The sequence below is a fragment of the Streptomyces sp. ISL-99 genome (assembly GCF_018614005.1).
Taxonomy (GTDB): Bacteria; Actinomycetota; Actinomycetes; order Streptomycetales; family Streptomycetaceae; genus Streptomyces; species Streptomyces flavidovirens.
The window spans coordinates 1-25,331 of record NZ_JAGGPC010000012.1; the positions used below are offsets into that span (position 1 = coordinate 1).

Below are 25,331 nucleotides of genomic sequence, written 5' to 3' on the forward strand. Positions count from 1 at the left end.
GCTCCCCCAGCGCCCCCGCCCAGCAGTCAACGGTGCCGGGAGGGGACGTGCCGGGGCGCTCCCCGCAGGGCGTTGAACGCAACCACCGCGAACGAACCAACGCAGTACCCGAACGTTCGACGCCCGAGGAGACGCCCCGGCGCGGCACCGACCCCGAAGCCACCGCAACCGCGCCCCCCGGCACCGCCCCCGAAGCCCCCGCAAGCGCACCCACCGGCACCCGCACCGCCGCGTACCTCCGCTTCCCGCACCTCCGCGGCGACCTCCTCTGCTTCGCAGCGGAGGACGACCTCTGGCTGGCCCCCATCGTCCCCGCCGGCAAGCAGCCGGACCGCGCCTGGCGCATCACCGTCGACCGTACGAAGGTCTCCCACCCCCGCTTCTCCCCCGACGGCCGCCACATCGCGTTCACGACCTGGCGCAGCCTGGACCCCGAGGTCCACCTCGCCCCGGTGGACGGCGGCCCCGCCCGCAGACTCAGCCACTGGGGCTCGCTGGACACCCGCGTCTGCGGCTGGACCCCCGAATCCCCCGACCACCCCCCGCACATCCTCGCCGTCGCCTCGCACGGCCAGCCGTTCTCGCACTTCTCCTGGGCGTACACCCTCCCCACCGACGGCAGCCCCGGCGCGAAGCTGCCCTGGGGGCCGGTCTCCGACATCGCGGTCGCGGACATCGAGGGCGAGCGCCGTACGCTCCTGCTCACCGGAAAGCCCCCGCACGAGCCCGCCGCGTGGAAGCGCTACCGAGGCGGCGCCACAGGCCGCCTGTGGCTGCACGGCAAGCAGCTGCTTCCCGACCTCAACGGCCACCTCGACTGCCCCATGTTCATAAACGGACGCATCGCGTTCCTCTCCGACCACGAGGGCGTGGGCAACCTCTACTCCTGCGCGTACGACGGCACCGACCTCCGCCGCCACACCGACCACGACGCGTTCTACGCCCGGCACGCCTCCAGTGACGGCACGCGCGTGGTCTACCAGTGCGCGGGCGACCTGTGGCTGGTGGACGACCTGTCCCCCGAGGCGAAGCCGCGCCGCCTGGACGTCCGCCTCGGCGGCCCCCGCGCCGGCCGGCGCAAGTACCACGTCCCGGCAGCCACCAACGTGGACGGCCTGTCCGTGGACACGACGGGCCGCGCCAGCGCCGTGGTCGTCCGAGGCAGCCTGTACTGGCTGACCCACCGCGACGGCCCGGCCCGCACGATCACGGACATTCCGGGCGTACGGGCCCGTCTGCCCCAGATGCTCGGCGGCGGCGGCCAGGTCGCGTACATCACGGACGCGGAGGGCGAGGACGCGATCGAGATCGCGTCCCTGCCGCGCGCGAGCGGCGACCGCGAGCCGCGCCGGCTCGCGTCCGGGAAGCTCGGGCGCGTACACGAAATGGTGTCGGACCCCGAGGGCGAACGCCTGGCGATCGCTTCGCACGACGGCCGGCTGCTCCTGGTGGACACCGTCGAAGAACCAGCAGAAGCCGAGGCGGCCACCGGCGTCACGGAACCAGGGGCGACCAAGCCCGGCACCGCCGTCACGGAACCAGGGGCGACCAAGCCCGGCACCGCCGTCACAGAGCTGACCCGCTCCACGAACGGCCCGGTCCGCGACCTCGCCTTCTCCCCGGACGGAGCCTGGCTGACCTGGTCCCACCCCGGCATCGGCCGCTCCCTGCGCCAGATCAAACTGGCGAAGATCAAGACGAAGCAGATCATCGAGGTCACGAACGGCCGCTTCGAGGACGAGAACCCGGTCTTCACGAGCGACGGCCGCTACCTGGCCTTCCTCTCCTGGCGCGGCTTCGACCCGGTGTACGACGTCCACACCGGCGACCTGTCGTTCCCCCTGGGCTGCCGCCCCTACCTGGTCCCGCTCTCCTCGGCGACGCCGTCCCCCTTCGCGCTGTCCGCGGAAGGCCGCCCGGCGGCGGGCGGCCTCGACCCGGTGGAGGGCGAGGAGGCCGAGAGCGCCGACGGCATGACGGTGCTGGTGGAGGTCGAGGGCCTGCCGAACCGGGTGACGCCGTTCCCCGTGTCCGCGTCCAAGTACTCCGCACTGCAACCCGTTTCCGGCGGCGGCCTGGTGTGGCTGCGCTGGCCGATCTCGGGGGCGCTGGGTGAGACGTTCGCGAACCCGGCGGACATGTCGGGCCGCCCCACCCTCGAACACTTCAACCTCACCAAGGCGCGCAAGACGGAACTCGTCGACCACCTGGACTGGTTCGCGGTGAGCGGCGACGGCACGCGCCTGGTGGTGATGGACGAGGGCGAACTGCGCGCCGTACCCGCCACCGAGACCGGCGACAGCGACTCGACGGTCTACCTGGACCTGCGCCGCATCCTGCACCAGGTCGACCCGGAGGCGCAGTGGCGGCAGGCGTACGCGGAAGCGGGCCGCATCGTCCGCGCGTACTTCTGGGAGCCGCACATGTGCGGCATCGGCTGGGACGAAATCCTCGACCAGTACCGGCCACTGCTCGAACGGGTGGCGACACCCGACGAGTTCGCCGACCTGCTCCGCGAGGTCCTGGGCGAGCTGGGCACTTCGCACGCGTACGTCGCCGCTGCACGCCGCAACGAGGGGCCGCCGCACTACCAGCGGGCGATGGGCCTGCTGGGCGCGAACTTCGTGTGCCGTGACGGGAAGTGGCTGGTACGCCGCATCCTCCCCGGCGAGTCGTCCGACTCCAAGGCGCGCTCGCCACTCGCCGGTACGGGCATCAGGGAGGGCGCGGTTCTCACCCACGTGGACGGCCGCCCGGTGGATCCGGTGGCGGGCCCGTCCCCCCTCCTCGCGGCGGCCGGGGGCACGACGGTGGAGCTGACGTTCAAGCCGGCCGAGGGCGCGGGCCCGGCGCGCCGGGTCGCGATCGTCCCGCTGATCGACGAGCGTCCGCTGCGCTACCAGGACTGGGTGGCCAAACGCCGGGAGGTGGTGCGGGAGTTGAGCGGCGGCAAGTGCGGCTACCTGCACATCCCGGACATGGGCGGCTCCGGCTGGGCGCAGTTCAACCGCGACCTGCGGATGGAGGTGTCGCGCCCCGCACTGATCGTCGACGTACGGGGCAACGCGGGCGGCAACATCAGCGAACTGGTCGTCGAGAAACTCACCCGCACCATCATCGGCTGGGACCTCACGCGCGACGCGGAACCGGTGTCGTACGCCTCGAACGGCCCGCGGGGCCCGGTGGTCGCCCTGGCCGACGAGGCGACGTCGTCGGACGGCGACATGATCACGGCGGCGTTCAAACTCCTGGGCCTGGGCCCGGTGGTGGGCCAGCGCACGTGGGGCGGCGTAGTGGGTATGACAGGCCGCCACACCCTCGGCGACGGCACGGTGATCACGGTGCCGATGAACGCGGCCTGGTTCGACGCGTACGGCTGGTCGGTGGAGAACCACGGCGTGGAACCGGACATCGCGGTACTGCGCACACCGCTCGACTGGGCGGAGGGGCGCCAGGCGCAGCTGGGCGACGCGGTCCAGGTAGCCCTGGACCTGCTGGCAACCCACCCGGCGGCAACCCCACCGACCTACACAAACGTCCCAAGCAAAACCCGCCCGGACCTACCACCCCGGCCGAGGTGACCGAGGAGAGAACCCCCCGCTGCGCGGGGCGGGGGTGGGGGTGGGAGCACACGTCGGCTACCGCCGAGCGCATGCCACGCCGGCACCGCCTCCGACGGCGCATCACACCGCCCTGAGGTGCGACACCCCGCCGCACCCAGTCGCCCAGCACCGGAACCCCGCCCACAGCGTCGCCCAGCACCGGAACCCCGCCCACAGCCCGCACCCGCCAACGGCGCCCCGCCACCCACCGGAAACCCGCGCCTCCCGCAGCCCTCCTCCAACGGGTGGGCGGGGTGGGGCAGGACCGGCGCGCAGCGCCGGGGTCGCGTCGGCGCGCAGCGCCGCGCACGCGGGGCGGGGCGTGGGGCGAAGCCCCGCCCGCAGCCAGCCCGCGCAGCGGCGGCCCACCCCAACGCCACCCCACCGCCCCGCCACGCGAAAAGGGTGCACCCGGCGTTGACCGGGTGCACCCTTCCATCCGCGATGCGAAGCGCGATGGCGCGATGGCGCGAAGCGCAAAGCACCGCGCCCCACCATCAGGCCCGATAGCGCTCCGGCCCCTCGCCCATGTCGTCGTCAAGCACGTCCCGGCCCTGCCCCAGGTCCCGGTCCTCCCGCGCCCTGCGCAGCCGCTCCGACGCCTCGTCCTGCGTACCACGCGAGGGCTGACCGCCCTGCTTACCCTGCTTGGCCTGCTTCGCCTGGTCCGCGAGCTCCTGCGCCTTGTCCTTGAACTGGTCCTTGATACCCATGAGGTTCACTCCTACTGGGGTGTGAGGGGATGGAAGCGGGGCGTAACGCCCCCTTGGGCTCGACCAGACTGACACGACCGGACATTCAGCGCATTTCGATCAGTAACGCTGCGTACGCACCTTCTCGTCCGCCTCACCCCCCGCCCCCACAAGCCCCTTCGAGACCCCCGCCAGCCGAGGCTCGAACCGCTTCATCTCCCGCTGCCCCACCGCCCCGATGACCGCCGGCAGATACCCCCGCACGGACTGCATCCCCCGCAGCCACCACTGCGCGTACACGTGCGACGAGCGCCGCTCGATCCCGGCGACGATCCGGTCCACGGCAGGACCGAGCGGATACGTCCGGTTCGACGGCCACGGCAGCCGCTGCCGCAGCTCCCGCATCACGTCGTCCTGGTCCGCGCCCCGCACCATGTCCGTGTCGGTCCACGACAGGTACCCGACCCCGACCCGCACCCCGCGATACCCGACCTCGGCCCGCAGCGAATGCGCGAACGCCTCGACGCCCGACTTCGACGCGCAGTACGCCGTCATCATCGGCGCCGGCGTGATCGCGGCCAGCGACGCGATCTGGAGGAAGTAGCCCCGGCTCTCCATGAGCACCGGCAGGAAGGCCCGTCCCGTCACCGCCCCGCCGATCAGGTTGACCTCGATGACCCGACGCCAAGCGACCGGATCGGAGTCCACGAACGGCCCGCCGGCCGCGACCCCCGCGTTGGCGACGACGATGTCGACCTTCCCGAAGCGTTCTTTCACCTCCCGCGCGACCTGCGCCATCGCCTCGTGGTCCGTGACATCGGCGTACCACCAGTCCGCCTCGGAGTGCAGCCGCCCCGCCACCTGTTTCAGCTCGTCCGGCTCCAGGCCGACCAGCGCCACCTTCGCGCCGCGCGCCGACAGCTTGCGGGCCAGCAGCTCGCCGACACCGCGCGCCGCGCCGGTGACGACCGCGACCTGCCCTTCCAGACTCCGCCTGCTGCTCATACGACCTGCTCCTTCTCCTCTTGACCCGCCACAGCCGGAACGGCGACGTACTCACGCACAAGCTCCCGCAGCTTCGCCGTGACGGCCTCCGGCGCCTCCACCGGCGTCATGTGCCCGACGCCGGTCAGCTCGGTGAGCCCCAGCGAATGCGGCAGCGCGGCCACGATCTCGCGGGCGTGGACAGGCGGCGTCAGCCGGTCGGCGGACCCCGCGATGAAGGCGGTGGGTACGGTCAACTCCCGTACACCCGCGCTGAGATCAAGCTCCCCGAGCACATGCGACCAGGCCACCCGCGCCGCACGCGGACAGGCGTGGATGATACGAGCGCACTCAGCCACCCGCTCCGGCGACGCCCCGGGCCCCATCGTCCCGTACTTGAGGAGCTTCTTCGACAGCGGCGTTACGGGCCCCAGCGGCGCCCGCGCCCCCAGCACCGCCCGCGTGATCCGCGTCCGCAGCCGCCCCGCCCGCATCGGCAGTACGAGCGACTCCGCGACCAGCCGCGAACTGCCCGTACTGCACAGCAGAACGGCCGCCGCGTGCTCGCGGAACCCTGGCCGCCCAGCGGCAGCCATGATCGTCATGCCGCCCATGGAGTGCCCGGCCACCACGGCCCGCTCGCCGGGCGCGAGTGCGGCGGCGAGCACCGCTTCGAGGTCGTCGGCGAGGGCGTCGGTGCTGTAACCGTCGCGCCCGACGGCCGGCGAACGCCCATGCCCCCGCTGGTCGTACACCACGACCCGGTACCCACCGGCATCCGAACCGGCCAGCTCGCGTATCTGCGCCGACCAGAAGAGCGTCGAGCAGGTCCAGCCGTGTGCCAGGACGAGCGCGGGGGCGCCTTCGGGCCCGTACACCTCGACATGCAGGCGCGATCCGTCGGCGGAGACGGCCGTCAGCTCGCGCGAGGCGACGAGCTGCTGCCCCACGACACTCATCAGCCGGCTCACGCGACAACCTCCGCGGCCTCGGCGCCTGCCCCTGCTTTATTTCCGGCCCCTGCCGTGTCGCCGCCCGCCTCCCGAGCCGCCCGCACCCGTATGACCTCGTACTCCGCGAGATTCACCGCCCGCGTCGCACGCCGGAACTCGCTCGGCGTGCCCGGCCAGATGGTGGTGTTGCGACCGTTCGCGTCCAGGTACCAGCTGTCGCAGCCGCCCGTGTTCCACACGGTCCGCTTCATCCGGTCCTGCACCCGCCGGTTCCACGCGTGCACGGCCGAGGCCCGCGCCCCGAGAGCCGCCCTGCCGCCCAGCACCCTCAACTGCCGCAGGTAGTCGGCCATGTAGTTCAGCTGCGACTCGATCATCAGAATCATCGAACTGTTCCCGAGCCCGGTATTCGGCCCGATGATCGTCATCCAGTTGGGGAATCCGGCCGCAGTCGCGCCGCGCAGCGACTCCATCCCGTCCTTCCACGCCTCGGCGAGCGTGATGCCGTCCGCTCCCACGACCCGCTCGGCGATCGGCATGTCGGTGACGTGGAAGCCCGTACCGAAGATGATCGCGTCGACTTCGCTCTCGGTCCCGTCGGCCGCCACGACCGTGGAGCCGCGCACTTCCTTGAGCCCCGAGGCCACCACATCCACATTCCGCTTCGCGAGCGCCGGGTAGTACGAGCTCGACAGCAGGATGCGCTTGCAGCCGATCCGGTACGACGGCGTCAGCTTGGCCCGCAGCTCAGGGTCCTTGATCGCCTTGGCCATGTTGGCCTTGGCGAGCGACTCGATGGCCCCTAGCTGGTTCGGATGCTTCGTAAACGCGGTGACCTGCAACTCCCGTATCCCGAAGAGCAGTCCGCGCCGCGCCTTCCCGGTGAACGGCAACTGCCGGTGAAGCCACCGCTCGGGCCCGGTGATGGCCCGGTCCATGCGCGGCATCACCCACGGCGGCGTCCGCTGAAATACCGTCAGCTTCGCGACGTCGGGCTGGATCGACGGCACGATCTGGATCGCGGACGCGCCCGTCCCGATCATCGCGACGCGCTTGCCGCGCAGGTCGTAGTCGTGGTCCCACTGCGCCGAGTGGAAGACCTTGCCGGGGAAGCCGTCGAGCCCAGGGATGTCCGGAATCTTGGGATCGGACAGCGGCCCGGTGGCGGACACCACCACATCCGCCGCGATCGTCCCCTGCGCGGTCTCGATCTCCCAGCGCAGCTCGTCGCCGTCCCAGCGCATCATCTTCACTTCGTGGTTCAGCCTGATATGCGGCCGAAGCCCGAAGGTGTCGGTGACGTGCTCCAGGTACGCCCTGATGTGCTCCTGCCCCGAGAAGGTGCGCGGCCAGTCGGGGTTGGGCGCGAATGAGAACGAGTACAGATGGGACGGTACGTCGCACGCGCACCCCGGATAGCTGTTGTCGCGCCAGGTGCCACCCACCGCATCGGCGCGTTCCAGGACGACGAAGTCGGTGATCCCCTCGCGGCGCAGCCGGACGGCGGCGCCCAGGCCGCCGAATCCGGATCCGATCACCGCCACTCGTACGTGCTCGTGCTCGGCCATGCCGACGCCTCCCACAGTCCCACGACTCTGCCAGCAATCACTGGCACGATTGGGAGAGTAGAGCAGCGCCGTACTCATGGGTAGGGGTCGGACGCCAGAAAGTTACCGCCGGTACGACATAGGGTTCCCTCGTGGACAAAGCCGCAGCAGCCCGTGAGTACCGCATGGAGGAGCTGGCCAGGAAGGCCGGCATCACCGTGCGCACCCTGCGCTTCTACCGCGAACGCAAACTGCTGCCGCCACCCCGCCGCGAGGGCCGCATCGCCTGGTACGACGACCGCCACCTCGCCCGCCTGCGCACCATCGCCGCCCTGCTGGAGCGCGGCCACACCCTGAACGGCATCGCGGACCTCGCCACCACCTTCGAAAGCGGCCGCGACGTCGGCGAGCTCTTCGGCCTCGGCGAGGACGCCGCCCCCGCCACCTGGACCGAGGAGACCCCGGTCCGCCTCACCCCCGAGGACCTGGCGGACTATTTCGCGGGCGAGGTGACCACGGAGAACCTGGCCACCGCACTCGACCTCGGCTACCTGGCCATCGACGGCGAGGAGATCGTCCACATCAGCCGCCGCCTGCTGGACGTGTCGGCGGCCCTGGTGCGCGAAGGCGTCCCGCTGGCCGCCGTACTCCAGGCGGGCCGGGAGGTGCGGGAGCACACGACGGCCATGGCGGAGATCTTCGCAACGCTGGTCCGCCGTCACCTGAACGAGGAAGCGACGAGCGACGACCCCACCGCGCCCGCCACCCCAGCCACTCCCGTCACCCCCGCCGCCGCCCTGGAACGCCTGCGCCCGCTCGCCAAGAGCGTCGTCGAGGCGGAACTCTCCATGGCCCTGGACCGCCTGGTCAGGGCCGAGAAGGACGCCTAACCCCCGAGCGGCTGCTCGAACACCGCGGTCACCGGCGCGTGGTCCGACCAGCGCAGGCCATAGCTGGCTGCCCGTTCCACGTACGCCTTGACCGCCCGGCCAGCAAGACCCCGCGTCGCCACGGCGTAGTCGATGCGCCATCCCGAGTCGTTGTCGAAGGCCTTCCCGCGGTACGACCACCAGGTGTACGGGCCCTCCTGGTCCGGATGCAGCGCGCGCACCACATCGACGTACTCCGCCTCCTCGAACACCCGCGTCAGCCAGGCCCGCTCCTCCGGCAGGAATCCCGAGGACTTCCGGTTGGCCTTCCAGTTCTTCAGATCGGCCTCCTGGTGGGCGATGTTCCAGTCGCCGCACACCAGCACCTCACGCCCGTCCGCCGCCGCGCGCTCCTTCAGCCCCTTCAGGTACGGCAGGAACTCGCCCATGAACCGCAGCTTCTCGTCCTGCCGCTCCGTGCCGACCTCACCGGAGGGCAGATACAGGCTGGCGACCGTGACCCCGGGCAGGTCGGCCTCGACGTACCGCCCGCTCCCGTCGAACTCGGTACTGCCGAATCCGACCTGCACCCGCTCCGGCTCCCGCCGCGTATAGAGCGAAACACCGGCCCGCCCCTTGGCCGCGGCCGGGGCGTGCACGGCGAACCAGCCCTCGGGGTCCCGGACCTCCTCCGGGAGCTGCTGCGGTTCGGCCCGTACCTCCTGGAGGCAGATCACATCGGCGGAGGTCCCGGCCAGCCACGGCACGAAGCCCTTCTTGGCGGCGGCGCGCAGGCCGTTAACATTCACGGAGGTCACAGTGAGCATCCCGGCACAATACAGACACCGAAGTCGCTCGCCGCAGCGCACCGCATAGAAGTACGCTCTCACGCATGCATATCCGCCCGCGCCCGTACAACCACCCCGACGCCCTCAAGCTCGAAGCCGAAGTACAGCAGGAGTACATCGAGCGCTACAACGGCGACGGCGACACGACGCCGCTCGACCCCGCCATGTTCCGGCCGCCGGGCGGCCTCTTCCTCATCGCGTACGACGACCACGACCGCCCCGTCGCCACCGGCGCCTGGCGCGCCCAGGACGAGAACGACGAGGGCTACTCGGACGGCGACGCCGAACTCAAGCGCATGTACGTCATCCCCGCGTGCCGCGGCCTCGGCCTGGCCCGCCGCATCCTCGCCGCCCTGGAGGCAGACGCCCGCACGGCCGGCCGCAGCCGGATGGTCCTGGAGACGGGCACGCAACAGCCGGAGGCCATCAGCCTCTACACGTCGAGCGGTTACGCCCCGGCCAAGAAGTTCGGCCACTTCCGCGAGTACGAAGACAGCCGCTGCTTCGCCAAGCCGCTGAACTGTGCGACATCCCGTGAGTTCCCCTGAGCCCGACTGAGTCCCCGACCCTGTGGCCAGGGGGTTCTCTCTCCTTCGGGTGCTCTGCCGCTCTCTGACGTAACTTCGGGATTCTTGAAGCGTTCTCACTTCGTCCGACCGATCCGCAGTCGGAACGAAGGCAAGGAGGCTCGGGTTGGCAGCGCTGGCGGTCGTACGGGACCTGCGTGAGCACTCGGCGCCCGCGTCAGCGGAGGAGCTGGAGCGGTTCGAGATCGACGTGCTGTCCGGGTTCGTTCTCGCACGGGCCTCGGCGGGACTGGCGGACGGCACGATCCGCGGGGATGTCGGGCACCTGGAGCAGATCACGACCTGGTTCGGCCGACCGCTGTGGGACATGGAGCCGGCCGACGCCGACGCGTACTTCGGGAAGGTGCTGCGGAACTCACCCAGCGGCACCCGACTGGCCCGGTCACAGGCCCTGACGACGTACTTCCTGTTCCTGGAGCTGCGGCACAAGGTCGAACTCCACCGGATGACCGGCCGGGTGGTCGAGTGCCCGATCGACGAGATGAACCGGCCGCGCGGAGCCAAGGACGCCCAGCTGCGGATCCCCCCGACCGGGCCGGAGGTCGGGACGCTGTTCACCGGCTGGGGCGGCGAGCTGGCCACCTGCCGCAAGTTCGCCCCTACCGCCAGGAACTACACCGCCTCCAAGCTGATGTCCCAGGTCGGCCTGCGGGTCAGCGAGGCGTGCAAGCTCGACCTGACGGACATCAAGTGGGGCCTGGGACGCTTCGGCAAACTCCACGTCCGCCATGGCAAGGGCGCCCGCGGCTCGGGCCCGCGCGAGCGGATGGTCCCGCTGATCAACGGCGCCGACCGGACGCTGCGGTGGTTCATCGAGGACGTGTGGGGCCAGTTCGACGATGACCACACCCGCCCGGGCGCCCCGCTGTTTCCCTCCGAGCGGAAGAACGCCGACGGCTCCTCGCGCCGGGTGGGCGACGACGCCCTGCGCGGCGGGCTCAAGGACGCGGCCAAGGCGCATCTGGCGGGGTGGGGCGAGAGGCTGACGCCGCATGTCCTGCGGCACTTCTGTGCGTCCCAACTCTATGAGAACGGGCTGGACTTGCTCGCAATTCAGGAGGTCTTGGGGCATTCCTGGATCGCCACGACGATGCGGTACGTCCACGTCCAGCAGACCCGGGTCGAGGACGCCTGGGCCGCCGGGACCGAGCGGGCCGCGAAGCGGCTGGAAGGGCTGATCCGATGAGGTGGAACCTGCGGCTGACCGCCGCGAACAAGGGTATCTGGAAGGCGTCCGAGCTCCAACGAAGCCTGGCCGAGCACGGGTTGGTGATCTCGGCGGGGAAGCTGTCCGGGCTGTGGTCCGGACAGCCGGTCTCGCTCAAGCTGGAGGACCTGGACGTCATCTGCGTGGTCCTCGGCTGCGAGATCGGTGACCTGTTGATCCCCGAGCCGGAGAAGGTCCGCCGCCCGGGGCAGGCGGAGGGGACGGAGCGAGCCGCGGTTGGTGCGGGGACCGCCGCACGAGCGGTGGTCCCCAAGCGCCGGGGCGGCCGGTCGCTGCCGCCGGAGTGAGTCGGTGGCACGGTTCCCGAAGGGCTACGTCAAGCCCACCGACTCCTGTGAGAGCTGCCTGGCCTGGGGAAACTTCAGCGACCGCCTCTGCCCCACCTGCTACATGTTCGGTCGCAGTCACGATGCGGCCACATGCGCCGGCTGCCGCCGAATCCAGCCGCTGAAGTGGAACTATTGCCGCCTGTGCTGGTGCCAGGCCCGCCTCAGCGCGAAGGCCGTCGCCGGCCAGCCGGCAGACGAGACGGACGTGCGGGATCGGCTCGCCGCAGTCCGGCACCACCAGCTGTTCTTCGTCGGGATGCACTACCGCAGAAGGCCGACGCCCTCGGCACGGCGGCGCGGAGGACGGTGGGGAGCCCCGCGCAAGCCGCCGCCCGCACCGGCCTGGCGCCCGGATCCCGGCTGGCAGCAGTTGCCGCTGTTCGAGCAGATCCCCCGTGACTACAGTCGGCTCACCCTGGCCGACGCCGACCTGGCCGGCCCCTGGCTGACCTGGGCGAAGTACCTCGCCCACCAGCTCGCCGAGGCCCGCAGCTGGGGGCGCAACATCCGCTTCGCCGTCAATCGGGGCCTGGCCCTCGTCCTCACCGGCTACATCGAGGGCGACGTCATCCGGCACACGGAGATCTTCACCCCGCTGCGGGCCCTGGACCTGCCGGTCGGCCACACCGTCACGGTCCTGGAGGAGATGGGGATCTTCGAGGACGACAGCGAACCCTCCTTCGAACGCTGGCTCGCCGCGAGGCTGAAGGGCCTCGCACCCGGCATCCGCTCGGAGACCGAGCGCTGGACCCGCATCCTGCGCGACGGCGGCCCCCGCAGCCTCCCGCGACGGGAGGGCACGGTCTGGCTCTACCTCAACCGAGTCCGCCCGGCTCTGCTGGACTGGTCGAACCGCTACGACCATCTGCGGGAAGTGACCCGCGACGACGTCCTCACCTACATCAAGACACTGCACGGCCACCAGCGACACGACCAACTCGTCGCCCTGCGCGCGCTGTTCTCCTGGGCCAAGCGGAACGGACTGATCTTCCGCAACCCCACCAGCCGGATCAAGGTCGGGCAGTACGAGTACGCCGTGCTGCAACCACTCGTGCCCGAACAGGTCGACCGCTCCGTCGCGGCGGCCACCACCCCGGCGACGCGGCTCATCCTCGCCCTCGCGGCGGTCCACGCCGCCCGGGTCGACCAGATCGCTACCCTCATGCTCGACGACGTCGACCTCGGCAACCGCTGGCTGACCATCGCCGGACGCGTCCGCCCGCTCGACGACCTCACCCTGAAGCTGCTGCTGGACTGGCTGGAGCACCGGCGCAGCCGGTGGCCGAACACCGCGAACCTGCACCTGCTGATCAACAACCAGACCGCCAACACCACCGGCCGCGCCAGCAACCACTGGATCAGCGCTGCGATGCGCGGCCAGGACGCGACCCTGGAGAAACTCCGCGTCGACCGCCAACTCGAAGAGGCCATGGTCAAGGGCCCTGACCCACTCCATCTCGCAGAGGTCTTCGGCTTCGACGAGAAGACCGCGATGCGCTACGCGGACTCCGCTCGCGCTCTCATGGAACGGCCCCTGGAAACCGGCCCCGCAACTTCACCACGAACCCACGGATCAACTCCTTGACACTGGGGGCACCGACCCCTTCGGGGCCACGCCCGACGGCCTCCAGTTCCGCGAACTCACGGAGGCGAGGGGTCAGCGGGTGGGTGGGACGAACTCGGGCTGGTCGAGCAGGCGCAGCCAGCTTCCATCAGGCTGGCGCCGGACGACCTGCGCCCGGGCACCGGCCCCGTCCTTCGGCGGGGTCGAGGTGAGGGCGATGTCACCGCTGATCAGCGTCGGCAGCGGTTGTTCCTGCTCGAAACGGGGACGGTTGGCCAGCACCTTCTCCCACAGCGCGCGAATCGCCTCCCGGCCCACCGTCCGGTCGCCGGGCGGGTAGGCCATCACCGCACCCTCTTCGTAAAGTGCGGCGACCCCGGCCGCGTCACCGGCGTTGGATCGTTCGACGAACAAGCGGGTGATGTCCTCAGGGCACATGGCCTTCTCGTACTCCGGCATGAATTCCTCCTGACGTACGGCTTCGACGCTTCCCAGCGTGGCCGCCGACTGATCAGAAGTCCAACAGATGAATCTTCTGAAAACTAGAATCTGCAGTCATGGAGCTGAGGCAGCTGGAATACTTCGTCGCGGTCGCCGAGGAGCAGAACTTCACCCGGGCAGCCGACCGGGTGCACATCAGCCAGTCCGGCGTCAGCGCCCAGATCCGCCAACTGGAACGGGAACTCGGTGCCGAGCTGTTCGACCGGTCGGCCCGCACCGTCACCCTCACCGTCGCGGGAAAGGCCGCACTCGAACACGCCCGCGCCGCACTCGCCGCCGCTGGGGCAGTCGGCCAGGCGGTGGGCGAGGTGACCGACCTGATCCGGGGGCGCCTCACCGTCGGGATGGTCATCGGCTGCACCCTCACCCCGCTGTTCGACGCCCTCGCCGCGTTCCACCAGGCACATCCCGGTGTGGAGATCTCGCTGCTGGAGGACAACTCGGACCGGCTCATCGAGGGGGTACGCACCGGTGCAGTCGACCTGGCACTCATCGGGGCCGCAGCCGCCACCCCCGAGGGGCTGGACGCGCTGACCATCATCAGCGAGCGGCTCGTCGTGGCAGTCCCGGCCGGGCACCCCCTCGCGAAACAGCGGCGGGTCACCCTTCGCGACCTGGTCGCCTACCCGATCGTGTGCATGCCGCCCGGCACCGGCCTGCGCACGGTATTCGACCAGGCCTGCGCCGCACAGAACCTCCAACCCGCGATCGCGCTGCAAGCCAGCGCCGCGGACGCCATTGCCGACCTCGCGGCCCGCGGGCTCGCCGTCGCCACCCTCAGCGACTCCATGGCTGCGCGCTACAGCGACCGGCTCACCGCCCGCACCATCGCTGACGTCGATACGCCCGCATTGCTCGCCCTGATCTGGAAGAGCACGCACAGCCCAGGGATGCGTGAGCTGCTCGTGCACAGCCGGCAAGCATTCACCAAGCCCGGCCCCGCGACTTCCCCGTGAACTCACGGGTCCATCCCCTGCAATCAGGGCGACAGACCCGTGAGTTCCCGCCGAAGTTCCTTCAGTTTTCGCGAACCTACGGGCTTCTCCGGGTGTGAGTAGTCGCGGTACAGGATGTAGCGCTGAGATTGATCACGGTCTCTGAGCTGGTCCGGAGAGGCTGGGCGACTCCTTCGCGCTTCCTGGGGCCTGTCCCGGAACGCTCCCGGCGGCCTGGAGGGCGGCGAAGTCGGTGTGCGCCGCGGTGACGGCTTCGGGGTACGTCGTCCGCTTCTCGTGTTCGGCCGGGGCCCGGTAGATGCTGGACAGGCTCGGGTTCTGCCCCTTGCGCCTGCCGGTGGGGATGATCGGGTCGGGCTGGATCTGCTCGACCGTTTCGCCGCCGACACGGCGACGCAGGACGGTGTGCAGCATGTCATCGGCGATGACCGGCGGCCGGCCGCCGTGCTTGCCCTTGCGGGCGGCGGTGTCGAGCCCCTCCAGCGTCGATTCCCGGATGCTCTCCCGCTCGGTCTCCGCCATGGCGGCGAAGAAGGCGAACAGCAGGCGGCCGTGCCCGGTGGGGGCGTAGATCCCGGCCAGCGGACCGGCGAGCATCTCCAGGACCAGGTCGTGCGCGGCGAGGTGGTCGGCGAGCGCGGTGAGCTCGGCGGCGTCGCGTCCGAGCCGTTTCATCTCGTACACGGTGAAGACTCTTGTCCCGGGGGATGCTCTCAGCGGCCAGCGCGTCCAGCTGGGTCTGGAGAGTGAGAGCGAGTTGTGACAGCGGACCGGTAGCCCGGGCCGCCCACGTGCGCGTCCGCACCGATGCCCCACCACTGCTGAGCGTCGACACCGACGCCCGTGCCGCCGTCAGGGTGCGTCGCTAGCGGTTGTCCTCTGGGTGCGGTCCCGTCGCGTACGGGTTCGGCTCATCGTCCGCGAGCACGCCCACGAAGGGTTCACCCTCCCCCGCGAACGTGTACGCGCCGCCCTCGATCCGCTCGATCAGACCGCGCGTCCATTCCGCGCCGCCGTCGGCCGAGTGCACCCACAGGTTCATGATCTCGCCGATGTGCCCGAGCTGCTCGGGCCCGTCCTCCGGCGTGTAGTACGCGGTGACCGCGGACCGCCACTGCTCGAGCCCCGTGATCCTCTTCTTGAGGAGTGCGACGGCCTCGCCCCGCGGCAGGTCGACGATGAAGCCGATGCCGGCCGAGAGCACGTCTGTCTTCTGCTCGTGCGAGCTCAGGGCCTCGCGCAGCAGCGTGAAGTACTCCTCGGTTCCCTTGTCGTTGATCTCGTACTCGACGCGGGGCGGGCCGCCGACGGTGCTCGGTGCGATCTCGTGGGCGACAAGGAGTCCTTGCTTCGCCATCTGCTTGAGCGCGTGGTAGATCGAGCCCGGCTTGGCGTTGGACCACTCGTGGGCCCCCCAGAACTCCAGGTCGTTGCGCACCTGGTAACCGTGCGCCCGTCCGTGTTGACGGACCGCGCCGAGGATCAGCAGCCGGATCGCTGACATGCACATCTCCTCGCTAGGCAATTTTCACCAGTTTCACTATACAAGTTTGACTAGCGGGCGCAGCCCCGGATGCCCGCACGTAATCAAGTTTGACTAGTCGACTCGAAGCGTCGTACCTTGCACTCTCTAGTCAAGTTTGACCACTGACTGAAGGAGGGTGTTTTGTCTGACTACGATCTGGCGATCGTCGTCGAAGGCCTGCGGAAGAGGTACGGGAACAAGCAGGCCCTCGACGGCCTCGATCTCACGGTCCGAGCCGGGACCGTCCAGGGGATTCTCGGCCCGAACGGCGCCGGCAAGACCACGGCCGTACGCATCATGTCCACGCTGCTGCGCCCCGAGGAGGGGCGTGTCGAGGTGGCGGGAGTCGACGTGAGGACCCGGGCCGACGAGGTGCGCTCACGGATCGGGCTGCTCGGCCAGAACGCCGCCGTCGACGAAGAGCTCAGTGGCCGCCAGAACCTGGAGATGTTCGGCCGCCTCTACCATCTCGGCGCGCGCCGCGCCGGCACGCGGGCCGACGAGCTCCTGGCCCGGTTCGGGCTCGCGGACACCGGCAACAAGGCCATCAAGCAGTACAGCGGCGGTATGCGGCGGCGGCTCGACCTGGCGGCGTCTCTCATTTCCCGGCCGCGGGTGCTCTTCCTGGACGAGCCCACGACCGGGCTCGACCCCCGGGGCCGCACGGAGGTGTGGAACGCGGTGCGCTCACTGGTGGGCGGCGGCACGACCGTCCTGCTGACCACGCAGTACCTGGAGGAGGCCGACCAGCTGGCCGACCAGATCGCGGTGATCAACCACGGAAAGGTCATCGCGGAGGGCACGGCGGACGAGCTGAAGTCCAAGACCGGCGGTGACCGCATCGACGTGGTCCTGCACGACACGGCCCAGCTGGCACGCGCGGCCTCTCTCCTGCCCGGTGACGTGGTGGTGGACGAGGACCGGCGGAGGATCAGTGCCTCGGTCACCGACCGGATGGCCGCGCTGACCGAGACCGTGCGGGCGCTGGAGGCGGCCGGCATCGAGGCGGAGGACATCGCGGTACGCCGGCCGACCCTCGACGAGGTCTTCATGCACCTGACGAAGGAGGACGCCGCATGACTGCGACCCATGGTGCGAGCACGGCTGATGTCAGCACGGCGCACGGGACGGGTTCGAAGCTGAGCTGGGCGGCCGCCGACTCCTGGACGATGACCAGGCGCGAGCTGGCCCACTGGGCGCGCCAGCCCGTGCAGGTGGTCGTCGGCCTGGTCTTCCCGGTGATGATGCTGCTGATGTTCAGCTACCTGATCGGCGGCGGACAGGGTGTCGACGGGGACTTCCAGGCCTACCTGGTGCCCGGCATGCTCACCATGACCATGGCCTTCGGCCTTGATGCGACGATGCTCTCGGTCACCCAGGACCTCGGCAAGGGGGTCATCGACCGGTTCCGCTCGATGCCCATGAACTCCGGCGCGGTCCTGGTCGGACGGAGCGTCGCCGACATGGTGCAGTCGGCGGTCGGTCTGACCGTGATGATCGCGGTCGGATACGCGATCGGCTGGCGCTGGCACGAGGGATTCGCCTCCTTCCTGGGTGCGGTGGGACTGCTGTTGCTGCTGCGGTTCGCGATGCTGTGGATCGGCATCCACCTGGCGATGGTCGCGGGCAAGCCGGAACTGGTGCAGGCGGTGCAGATCCTGGTCTGGCCGGTCAGCTTCCTCTCCAACGCCATCGCCTCGCCCGAATCGATGCCGTCGTGGCTGGGCGCGATCGTGGAGTGGAACCCGATGTCGGCGACGGCCACCGCGGTACGCGGCCTGTTCGGCAACCCGGGCGCGGGTGGCGACTCCTGGGCCGCGACCCACGCGGAACTCCTCGCGGTGGCCTGGCCGGTGGCCCTGATCGCGGTGTTCTTCCCGCTGGCAGTGAAGCGGTTCCGGGACCTGAGCCGCTAACGAACCCGGCCCCACAACAGTCTTGGAGAACGACGAGCATGGCTCAGAACACGCCCACCCCGCAGCCGCAGTTACAGTCGTCTGCGCCGCACGCTGCCGACAGCCACGACCGGATCCGCGTGCACGGCGCGCGCGAGAACAACCTCAAGGACGTCAGCATCGAGCTCCCGAAGCGCCGGCTGACGGTGTTCACCGGCGTCTCCGGCTCGGGCAAGAGCTCGCTGGTGTTCGGCACCATCGCCGCGGAGTCGCAGCGGCTGATCAACGAGACCTACAGCGCGTTCGTGCAGGGCCTCATGCCCACCCAGGCGCGGCCCGAGGTCGACGTACTCGACGGGCTCACGACCGCGATCATCGTGGACCAGCAGCGGATGGGCTCCGACCCGCGCTCCACGGTCGGCACCGCCACGGACGCCAACGCGATGCTGCGCATCCTCTTCAGCCGGCTCGGTCAGCCGCACATCGGGCCGCCGAGCGCGTACTCGTTCAACACCGCCTCGGTGAAGGGGAGCGGTTCTATCACCGTCGAGGGCGGCAACAAGAAGGCGGTCGAGGCCACCTTCAGCCGCACCGGCGGCATGTGCACGCGCTGCGAGGGCCGCGGCACGGTCTCCGACATCGACCTCACCCAGCTCTACGACGACTCCAAGTCGATCGCCGAGGGCGCGTTCACCATCCCCGGCTGGAAGTCCGACAACTGGTGGACCGTGCGCACCTACGCCGAGTCCGGCTTCCTCGACCCGCACAAGCCGATCGTGAAATACACCGAACAGGAGATGCAGGACTTCCTGTACCGGGAGGCGACCAAGGTGAAGGCCGGCGACGCCACCCTCACCTACGAGGGGCTGATCCCCAAGCTCCACAAGTCGATCCTGTCCAAGGACCGGGCGTCGATGCAGCCGCACATCCGGGAGTTCGTGGACCGCGCGGTCACCTTCACCACCTGTCCCGAGTGCGACGGCACCCGGCTCAGCGAAGGAGCCCGCTCCTCGAAGATCAAGCAGATCAGCATCGCCGACGCCTGCACGATGGAGATCCGCGACCTCGCGCAGTGGGTCCGCAGCCTGGACGAACCCTCGGTGGCCCCCCTGCTCACCGTGCTCCAGCAGACCCTCGACTCGTTCGTGGAGATCGGCCTGGGCTACCTCTCGCTGGACCGGCCCTCGGGCACGCTGTCCGGCGGCGAGGCGCAGCGCGTCAAGATGATCCGCCACCTCGGCTCCGCACTCACCGACGTCACCTACGTCTTCGACGAGCCCACCATCGGCCTGCACCCCCACGACATCCAGCGCATGAACAACCTGCTCCTGCGGCTACGCGACAAGGGCAACACCGTCCTCGTCGTCGAGCACAAGCCGGAGGCAATCGCCATCGCCGACCACGTCGTCGACCTCGGCCCCGGCGCCGGCACGGCAGGCGGCACCGTCTGCTTCGAAGGCACCCTCGAAGGGCTGCGCGCCTCCGGCACCGTCACCGGGCGCCACCTCGACGACCGGGCCGCCCTCAAGGACAGCGTCCGCGAGCCCACCGGCGCGCTGGAGATCCGTGGCGCCACGTCGCACAACCTCCGCCACGTCGACGTCGACATCCCGCTCGGCGTCCTCACCGTCATCACCGGCGTCGCCGGCTCCGGAAAGAGCTCCCTCATCCACGCGTCGATCCCGGCCGGCGAGGGCGTCATCTCGATTGACCAGAGCCCGATCCGCGGGTCGCGCCGCAGCAACCCGGCGACGTACACCGCACTGCTCGACCCGATCCGCAAGGCGTTCGCCAAGGCCAACGGCGTGAAGCCCGCGCTGTTCAGCGCCAACTCCGAGGGCGCCTGCCCCACCTGCAACGGCGCGGGCGTCATCTTCACCGACCTGGGCATGATGGCCGGGGTCGCCACTACCTGCGAGGACTGCGAGGGGAAGCGGTTCCAGGCATCGGTGCTCGAATACCACCTCGGCGGCCGCGACATCAGCGAGGTCCTCGCCATGTCCGTCACCGAAGCCGAGGGGTTCTTCGCCGCCGGGGAGGCCCGCATTCCGGCGGCGCACAAGATCCTGGAACGCCTCGCGGACGTGGGCCTGGGCTACCTCAGCCTCGGCCAGCCGCTCACCACTCTGTCCGGCGGCGAGCGGCAGCGGCTGAAGCTGGCCACGCACATGTCGGAGAAGGGCGGCGTCTACGTCCTTGACGAGCCGACCACCGGCCTGCATCTCGCGGACGTCGAGCAGCTCCTGGGCCTGCTCGACCGGCTCGTCGAGTCCGGCAAGTCGGTGATCGTCATCGAGCACCACCAGGCGGTCATGGCGCACGCCGACTGGATCATCGACCTCGGCCCCGGCGCGGGCCACGACGGCGGCCGGGTCGTCTTCGAGGGCACCCCCGCCGACCTGGTCGCCGCCCGCTCCACCCTCACGGGTGAGCATCTGGCGGACTACGTCGGCGGCTGAGGGAAAGCAACTGCGTGAGCCTGCCTCGTTGCGCGTAGCGAGGCAGGCTCACGAGGGCAGCAACCCGTCCTCGACCGGGTCTCGACCGCGCTGGCCGGCTGCCCGGACGCGAGCTCCGACAGTCAGACCGGGCTCACTCGTCGGTGCCAGCCGTGATCATTCTCAGCGCTACATCCTGTACCGCGACTACTCACACCCGGACCTGTGACGCCCACCACGCCCACCACTCCCATGAATCCCGCCGTTCCGCACGTCACCGCGACCTGACAAGGTGACAGCCACGAAGCCGGTCGGAAATCACGCGTGGAGGCGGACGGGCATGCAAGAGCTCGGCAAGGGCGGGAACACGGCCGTGGGCGCGGGGCGCATCACCGCCGAACTGCACACCGTGGGCGACCCGGTCGACCTCAGCGCCCTGCTGATCGGGGCGGACGGCAAGGTCAGGTCCGACGACGACATGGTGTTCTACAACCAGCCCGCCGCCGAGTCCGGCGCGGTCCGCCACCTCGCCGCCGACGCCGACGGCCCGGAACGCGTCGAAGTGGATCCGGCCGCCCTGTCTGCCGACGTGGACCGAGTGGTCCTGGTCGGCAGCTGTGACCCCGACGACCCGGCCCGTACCTTCCGCGCGGTGAAGGACGTGAGAGTACGCGCCGCCCAGGACGGTGCCGAGCCGATCGAGTTCCGCCCCCCGGCCCTCACCGACGGCGAACGCGCCGTGCTCCTGGTCGAGATCTACCGCAGGGGCCCCGCCTGGAAGCTCCGCGCCATCGGCCAGGGTTACGCCGACGGCCTGGCCGGCCTGGCCACCGACTTCGGCGTACGCGTGGAGGAGCCCGAGGAACTCGCCGTAACCGGCCGGCCCGCCCCGTACCCGGGCAGCGCCGAACCCACGCCCGCCCCTCCCGCACCCGCACCCGCACCCGCACCCGCCGCCACCAGCCTGCTCAAGCCTCCACTTGGCAACATCAGCCTCGACAAGGGCGGCCAGGCCTCGATCAGCCTGGAGAAGCAGGACCGCGAGCTGGTGGTCACCGCGACACTGGAGTGGGACGGCGGCAGCGACGCCCGCCGCGCGCGTGGCGCCGACCTCGACCTGTACGCGCTGTTCGTGCCCGCCGCAGAGGCGGTACGCGGCGGCAACGCACCCGGCACCCTCGTCAAGTCCGGCCGCGTACCGCAGGCAACAAGGAGCGACGGCGTCGTCTACTACAAGCGCCTCGGCTCACTGGAGAGCCGCCCCTTCATCCGCCTGAACGCCGATTCACGCGTCCCCGGCTGCGAAACCCTCCACATCGCCCGCCCCGACGAACAGGGTTACGTGCTGCTCTGCGCGTACTCCGCGCTCAGCAACGGCTTCGGCTCCTTCCGCAGTTTCGGCGCGAAGGTCGTCGTCACGGACGGCCGCGGCTCCACCGTCACCGTCCCCCTCTTCGAGAACACGAAGACCCGCTACTGGGTCGCCATCGCCCTCGTCGATTTCACCGGCCCGGACGGGGCGGCCATCCACCACATCGAGGCCTACAGCGGCCGCATGACCGAACGCCGCCCGGTACTCCACTCGGACGGCACGATCGAGATGAACGGCGGCCCGGTGGAGTTCAAGCGCCGCTGACCCCACCGCCGCACAACGCCAAAGAGCCCCTGCCGGGTTTCCCCGGCAGGGGCTCTGAGCTGCGGTGGACCTGTGGGGATTTGAACCCCAGACCCCCTCGATGCGAACTACGGGCGGGACGGTCACTGAGGTCCTGCTGTGCTGGTCAACCGAGGCACTGGGGACGTTACGAGTCGGCGGCGGTCGCGGTGGTTGCTGTACTTCCGTGCTGTACGGACCTGCCGCCGACCGCCGAAAGGGAGTTCACCCCAGGCGCCTGATGCAGTTGCCCGCTTCCGGGACAACAAGGCCGCTCAAGACTGTTCAGCGTCGCAGCTGTTCGTCGTCGTTGATGTCAGTGGAAGATGTCCAGATGACTGAGTCGATCTGGATCAAAGTGATCGGCACTCTTCCGAGTGTCCTCTGGGTGACCTTCGCGACCATCGTGTTCCTCGCATTACGCGGAACCCTTATCCGGACCGTGGTTCCACGGTTAACGGCGATTCGCGCGTTGGGCTTCGAGGTGGAGATGGCTAGTGAGCTGCTTGACCGAGCTGCCGACGAAGCGCATGTAGCTGTCACCCCTGCGGCCAGACGCGGTGCTCTGGGCAGGTTGGAGCATGCTGCGGACGTGTTGCAGGGCGGAAAGCTTCTCTGGGTGGACGACCATCCGGAGAACAATGCCGCGCTGATCCGCCTCTTTCGGTCTGTCGGCATGACCGTCGTCACCGCTCGGTCAACTGCCGATGCTCTCGCTGATCTGCGGCGTCAGTCGTACGACGTCATCCTCAGTGACATCGATCGAGATGGCGACCCGCAGGCCGGCATCACTATGTTGCGGCAACTGGAACGCCACGACATCGATCTACCTGTGTTGATCCATGCTGCAAGCTTTGATCCGGAGCGGGGCGTAGATCGGCGCATCTTCGCGGCTGCCACCTCTCCCGTAGAGATTGTTCACTATGTGATCGATCTTATGGAGCGGGCCAAACTGGGATCCCTGTGACGACGAGGTCGGCGGAGCGGGTTTGGCCGGTGGCCTGCCCGGTTTGGGGTCGAGCATGATCAGGGGGCCGTACGCTGGCTGGCAACTCGGGCAGGCTTTGATCCTGCCCGGAATTTGAACGAGTGGCCCCCTGGTCTTGCTCGACGCGGGACCCGAACTGGGGAGGTGGCTAAAGCCGTGGAGCCGACCGCCCCAACCACAGATGGTTTCTACCCACCCCGTGCCGACCGTTTTCTCTCGGCCTGGCGTCCGCGCTCGGTGCGCCGCCGCCCGGCCGGGGGCAGCCGGGGCGGAGACAGAGGCAGCCCCCGGCCGGGGGCTGCGGCGCGCGCCGCGCTTGCGCGGCGCCTTGAACCCGTAGAGAAGGTTTCTACTCACTCACCGACCGCACGGCTCCACTCATACGCGCGCGTCGTGCCTACCTGCACAGGTGCAGCCGTTCCGTGCTGGCATACGCGTCTCTACTGAATCGATGGGGACTGCTGCAGGGTTGGGGCTGGAAGGTTGCGTCCGAGGCTGCTCTGGAGGTACAGCTACATCGCTGGGAGCACAGGACCACTAGGCCGAGCGAGCGGTACCAGGCTTTGCTGGCAGCGATCTTCCATTCGTCTGCAGAACAGCTGGGCTTCGACGAACAGCGGACCTGCCCTAGCCATGAGAATCTGCTCGTTCGCATCGACGACCTCGAAGGCCAGGTGAGCCGCTTGAAAAGCATGCTCGCGGCCGCTTAGTCGGACCACCGCGCTGACGCCTCGTGCATCAGCCCAGGTGAAGAGGGGTTAACACCTCTGTTAACCCCGGCTCGCCTTGTGCGGCATTGATCTGGAGCGGGGAGGCGGCACTTCGGCAGCTGGGCACCTGGGTGCCCAAGATCAGACGTAGTTGCTGTACTTCGCTGCTGTACGACGCCGAAGAGCCCCAGCCGGATCTCTCCGACTGGGGCTCTGAGCTGCGGTGGACCTGTGGGGATTTGAACCCCAGACCCCCTCGATGCGAACGAGGTGCGCTACCAGACTGCGCCACAGGCCCTTGCAACGAGTGAAACTTTAGCACCTCGATCGGGGTGCTCGGTAATCCGTTCCTTCGCAGGTCACTCGTTGGCCGCGCGCGGTCGGTCGCCTTCCTCGTACTGGTCGAAGAGCGGCGTACGACCGTGTCCGCGGTCGCGCCGCGCGGGGTTCGCGGGGCGGCGGCCCGGGGCCGGGTCGGCGGCGGGCGGGGGTTCGGTGGCGGGGGTCGGCTCGGCGGTGCTGGAGCGGGCCGAGCTCCAGGTGCCCGGGTCGCCGAAGTCGACGCTGCCGGTGGCGCGCGGCGCGACGGGAGCGGTGACGTACGTCGGCAGCGGGACCGGGACCGGGTCCCAGCTCTCGCCGCGGGCCGAGCCGCGCTCACGCTCGCGCTGCTGGTCCACCCACTCCGCGTGGTCGGTCTGCTCCACCAGCGCGCGGCGGCCCGCCTCCTGCGGCGACACCGCGGGCGCCGGCTCGGGTTCGGGGCGTACGACAGGCTCCTCGTCCGGGTCCGCCGAGACCGGCCGGCGGCCCGGGTGCGGGCGGCGCTCGCGCAGCCGCTGCGCCGCCGCTTCCGCCCTGCGCCGGTCCATGGTGAAGGCGAAGCGCCGCCGCTCGGTGGCCCGCAGATGCACGATGTACGTGCTCAGCAGTACGGCGGGGACAGCCGGCGCCCAGAGGAACCGGAGCCCGCCGACCGCCGCGACGATCGCACCGAGGGTGAAGGCGAGGAAGAGGATCACGGTGGTGCGCCGACGGCGCGCGAGGACTTTCGAGCGCCGGGCGCGTTCGGCGGCGGCACTCGCGGTGCGCACACGCCGTTCCTCGCGGACGCTCTCGCGGGCACTCTCGCGCGCGTCCTGCCGTGCGGCCGGGCGCTCCGTTTGCGTCGGGGGCACGGCGAAGGCCCGGACGTCCACGGAACTCAACCGGTCCGTGACGGCGTCCGGGTCCGCGTCGGGCTCCGCCTCATCCGCGGCGCGCTCCCGCAACTCCCTGGCATATCGGCGCTCCATTGCCGCCCGTCCGGACAGCAGCCGGATGGCGGTGCTGAAGCGTTCCGTCGGACGGGCTTCGTTGAGCTCGTCCTGCCTGCGGAGCCACATCGGCACCAAATAGGCGGCCCAGGCCCCGACGATGACTGCGTAAATCAGGCCGCTGCTGCTCACACCCCACACCGTA

At 69.9% G+C, this 25,331-nt stretch carries 21 protein-coding genes and 1 tRNA gene; 12 read left to right on the forward strand and 10 right to left on the reverse strand.

All coding sequences use genetic code 11. The features are described 5' to 3' along the window. The first annotated feature begins 47 nt into the window (after positions 1–47). Positions 48–3,581 carry a S41 family peptidase gene (locus tag J7E91_RS07005; RefSeq protein ID WP_308376137.1) on the forward strand — a complete coding sequence of 1,178 codons (3,534 nt, stop codon included), beginning with the start codon at positions 48–50 and terminating at the stop codon, positions 3,579–3,581. A 518-nt stretch (positions 3,582–4,099) separates the two neighbouring features. Here J7E91_RS07005 and J7E91_RS07010 read toward each other — a convergent pair. The 4 genes from J7E91_RS07010 to J7E91_RS07025 form a co-directional block, all read right to left on the reverse strand. Then, positions 4,100–4,315: a hypothetical protein gene (locus J7E91_RS07010; RefSeq protein WP_214900474.1), complete on the reverse strand. Its 216-nt coding sequence runs from the start codon at positions 4,313–4,315 to the stop codon at positions 4,100–4,102. 99 nt (positions 4,316–4,414) lie between these two features. Beyond that, positions 4,415–5,299, reverse strand: a complete 885-nt coding sequence (locus tag J7E91_RS07015) for an SDR family oxidoreductase (protein ID WP_214900014.1) — start codon at positions 5,297–5,299, stop codon at positions 4,415–4,417. Next, the gene (locus J7E91_RS07020; protein WP_374224646.1) at positions 5,296–6,249 is read right to left on the reverse strand and encodes an alpha/beta fold hydrolase; all 954 of its coding nucleotides are present in this window, start codon (positions 6,247–6,249) and stop codon (positions 5,296–5,298) included. Before J7E91_RS07020 ends, J7E91_RS07015 begins: the two co-directional genes overlap by 4 nt. Continuing rightward, the gene (locus J7E91_RS07025) at positions 6,246–7,799 is read right to left on the reverse strand and encodes an NAD(P)/FAD-dependent oxidoreductase (protein ID WP_214900015.1); all 1,554 of its coding nucleotides are present in this window, start codon (positions 7,797–7,799) and stop codon (positions 6,246–6,248) included. Before J7E91_RS07025 ends, J7E91_RS07020 begins: the two co-directional genes overlap by 4 nt. Before the next feature lie 164 nt (positions 7,800–7,963). Between J7E91_RS07025 and J7E91_RS07030 the strand changes: the two genes are divergently transcribed. Next, on the forward strand, positions 7,964–8,668 hold the full coding sequence (locus tag J7E91_RS07030) for a MerR family transcriptional regulator (RefSeq protein WP_214900412.1): 705 nt from the start codon (positions 7,964–7,966) through the stop codon (positions 8,666–8,668). Here the strand turns inward: J7E91_RS07030 and J7E91_RS07035 are convergent. Then, complete coding sequence (locus tag J7E91_RS07035; RefSeq protein WP_214900016.1) at positions 8,665–9,474, reverse strand: exodeoxyribonuclease III; 810 nt, start codon at positions 9,472–9,474, stop codon at positions 8,665–8,667. The two genes, J7E91_RS07030 and J7E91_RS07035, sit on opposite strands and share 4 nt — an antisense overlap. Before the next feature lie 65 nt (positions 9,475–9,539). Here J7E91_RS07035 and J7E91_RS07040 point away from each other — a divergent pair, with 65 nt between their 5' ends. From J7E91_RS07040 to J7E91_RS07055, 4 genes are all read left to right on the forward strand, one after another. Further along, positions 9,540–10,043, forward strand: coding sequence for a GNAT family N-acetyltransferase (locus tag J7E91_RS07040; protein WP_214900017.1), 504 nt, complete (start codon positions 9,540–9,542; stop codon positions 10,041–10,043). Positions 10,044–10,188: 145 nt separating this feature from the next. After that, positions 10,189–11,268 carry a tyrosine-type recombinase/integrase gene (locus tag J7E91_RS07045; protein WP_214900018.1) on the forward strand — a complete coding sequence of 360 codons (1,080 nt, stop codon included), beginning with the start codon at positions 10,189–10,191 and terminating at the stop codon, positions 11,266–11,268. Further along, complete coding sequence (locus J7E91_RS07050; RefSeq protein ID WP_214900019.1) at positions 11,265–11,597, forward strand: helix-turn-helix transcriptional regulator; 333 nt, start codon at positions 11,265–11,267, stop codon at positions 11,595–11,597. The genes J7E91_RS07045 and J7E91_RS07050 overlap by 4 nt, the downstream gene beginning before the upstream one ends. 4 nt (positions 11,598–11,601) lie before the next feature. After that, positions 11,602–13,224, forward strand: a complete 1,623-nt coding sequence (locus J7E91_RS07055; RefSeq protein ID WP_214900021.1) for a hypothetical protein — start codon at positions 11,602–11,604, stop codon at positions 13,222–13,224. 72 nt (positions 13,225–13,296) lie between these two features. Here the strand turns inward: J7E91_RS07055 and J7E91_RS07060 are convergent, their stop codons facing one another. After that, on the reverse strand, positions 13,297–13,662 hold the full coding sequence (locus J7E91_RS07060; protein WP_214900023.1) for a nuclear transport factor 2 family protein: 366 nt from the start codon (positions 13,660–13,662) through the stop codon (positions 13,297–13,299). Between the two features lie 98 nt (positions 13,663–13,760). On the opposite strand from J7E91_RS07060, the gene J7E91_RS07065 reads away from it, so the two are divergent. Next, on the forward strand, positions 13,761–14,660 hold the full coding sequence (locus J7E91_RS07065; protein WP_214900025.1) for a LysR family transcriptional regulator: 900 nt from the start codon (positions 13,761–13,763) through the stop codon (positions 14,658–14,660). 132 nt (positions 14,661–14,792) lie between these two features. Here the strand turns inward: J7E91_RS07065 and J7E91_RS07070 are convergent, their stop codons facing one another. Next, complete coding sequence (locus tag J7E91_RS07070) at positions 14,793–15,344, reverse strand: recombinase family protein (RefSeq protein WP_308376142.1); 552 nt, start codon at positions 15,342–15,344, stop codon at positions 14,793–14,795. 181 nt (positions 15,345–15,525) lie between these two features. Further along, the gene (locus J7E91_RS07075; RefSeq protein WP_214900027.1) at positions 15,526–16,164 is read right to left on the reverse strand and encodes a PadR family transcriptional regulator; all 639 of its coding nucleotides are present in this window, start codon (positions 16,162–16,164) and stop codon (positions 15,526–15,528) included. A 162-nt stretch (positions 16,165–16,326) separates the two neighbouring features. Between J7E91_RS07075 and J7E91_RS07080 the strand changes: the two genes are divergently transcribed. The 5 genes from J7E91_RS07080 to J7E91_RS07100 all read left to right on the forward strand — a co-directional run bounded on the left by J7E91_RS07080 (position 16,327) and on the right by J7E91_RS07100 (position 23,139). Further along, positions 16,327–17,265 (forward strand): ATP-binding cassette domain-containing protein, encoded by a 939-nt coding sequence (locus J7E91_RS07080; RefSeq protein ID WP_214900028.1) that lies wholly within the window; start codon positions 16,327–16,329, stop codon positions 17,263–17,265. Continuing rightward, positions 17,262–18,101, forward strand: coding sequence for an ABC transporter permease (locus J7E91_RS07085; protein WP_214900029.1), 840 nt, complete (start codon positions 17,262–17,264; stop codon positions 18,099–18,101). The genes J7E91_RS07080 and J7E91_RS07085 overlap by 4 nt, the downstream gene beginning before the upstream one ends. Before the next feature lie 38 nt (positions 18,102–18,139). Continuing rightward, on the forward strand, positions 18,140–20,539 hold the full coding sequence (locus J7E91_RS07090; RefSeq protein WP_214900030.1) for an excinuclease ABC subunit UvrA: 2,400 nt from the start codon (positions 18,140–18,142) through the stop codon (positions 20,537–20,539). 319 nt (positions 20,540–20,858) lie between these two features. After that, positions 20,859–22,154, forward strand: a complete 1,296-nt coding sequence (locus J7E91_RS07095) for a TerD family protein (RefSeq protein WP_214900031.1) — start codon at positions 20,859–20,861, stop codon at positions 22,152–22,154. A 352-nt stretch (positions 22,155–22,506) separates the two neighbouring features. After that, positions 22,507–23,139, forward strand: a complete 633-nt coding sequence (locus J7E91_RS07100; RefSeq protein WP_251015300.1) for a response regulator — start codon at positions 22,507–22,509, stop codon at positions 23,137–23,139. Positions 23,140–24,094: 955 nt separating this feature from the next. On the opposite strand, the gene J7E91_RS07105 is transcribed toward J7E91_RS07100, so the two are convergent. Then, a tRNA-Ala gene (locus J7E91_RS07105) sits at positions 24,095–24,168 on the reverse strand. Positions 24,169–24,229: 61 nt separating this feature from the next. Further along, the gene (glpR, locus tag J7E91_RS07110; RefSeq protein ID WP_214900034.1) at positions 24,230–25,318 is read right to left on the reverse strand and encodes a gephyrin-like molybdotransferase receptor GlpR; all 1,089 of its coding nucleotides are present in this window, start codon (positions 25,316–25,318) and stop codon (positions 24,230–24,232) included. Between the last annotated feature and the right edge of the window lie 13 nt (positions 25,319–25,331).

Coding starts and splice junctions, on each gene's coding strand:
- J7E91_RS07025 (WP_214900015.1), bottom strand. CDS start 7,799: ATGGCCGAGCACGAGCACGTACGAGTGGCGGTGATCGGATCCGGATTC.
- J7E91_RS07060 (WP_214900023.1), bottom strand. CDS start 13,662: ATGCCGGAGTACGAGAAGGCCATGTGCCCTGAGGACATCACCCGCTTG.
- J7E91_RS07040 (WP_214900017.1), top strand. CDS start 9,540: ATGCATATCCGCCCGCGCCCGTACAACCACCCCGACGCCCTCAAGCTC.
- J7E91_RS07100 (WP_251015300.1), top strand. CDS start 22,507: ATGACTGAGTCGATCTGGATCAAAGTGATCGGCACTCTTCCGAGTGTC.
- J7E91_RS07065 (WP_214900025.1), top strand. CDS start 13,761: ATGGAGCTGAGGCAGCTGGAATACTTCGTCGCGGTCGCCGAGGAGCAG.
- J7E91_RS07090 (WP_214900030.1), top strand. CDS start 18,140: ATGGCTCAGAACACGCCCACCCCGCAGCCGCAGTTACAGTCGTCTGCG.
- J7E91_RS07035 (WP_214900016.1), bottom strand. CDS start 9,474: ATGCTCACTGTGACCTCCGTGAATGTTAACGGCCTGCGCGCCGCCGCC.
- J7E91_RS07075 (WP_214900027.1), bottom strand. CDS start 16,164: ATGTCAGCGATCCGGCTGCTGATCCTCGGCGCGGTCCGTCAACACGGA.
- J7E91_RS07010 (WP_214900474.1), bottom strand. CDS start 4,315: ATGGGTATCAAGGACCAGTTCAAGGACAAGGCGCAGGAGCTCGCGGAC.
- J7E91_RS07095 (WP_214900031.1), top strand. CDS start 20,859: ATGCAAGAGCTCGGCAAGGGCGGGAACACGGCCGTGGGCGCGGGGCGC.
- J7E91_RS07030 (WP_214900412.1), top strand. CDS start 7,964: ATGGAGGAGCTGGCCAGGAAGGCCGGCATCACCGTGCGCACCCTGCGC.
- J7E91_RS07015 (WP_214900014.1), bottom strand. CDS start 5,299: ATGAGCAGCAGGCGGAGTCTGGAAGGGCAGGTCGCGGTCGTCACCGGC.
- J7E91_RS07085 (WP_214900029.1), top strand. CDS start 17,262: ATGACTGCGACCCATGGTGCGAGCACGGCTGATGTCAGCACGGCGCAC.
- J7E91_RS07050 (WP_214900019.1), top strand. CDS start 11,265: ATGAGGTGGAACCTGCGGCTGACCGCCGCGAACAAGGGTATCTGGAAG.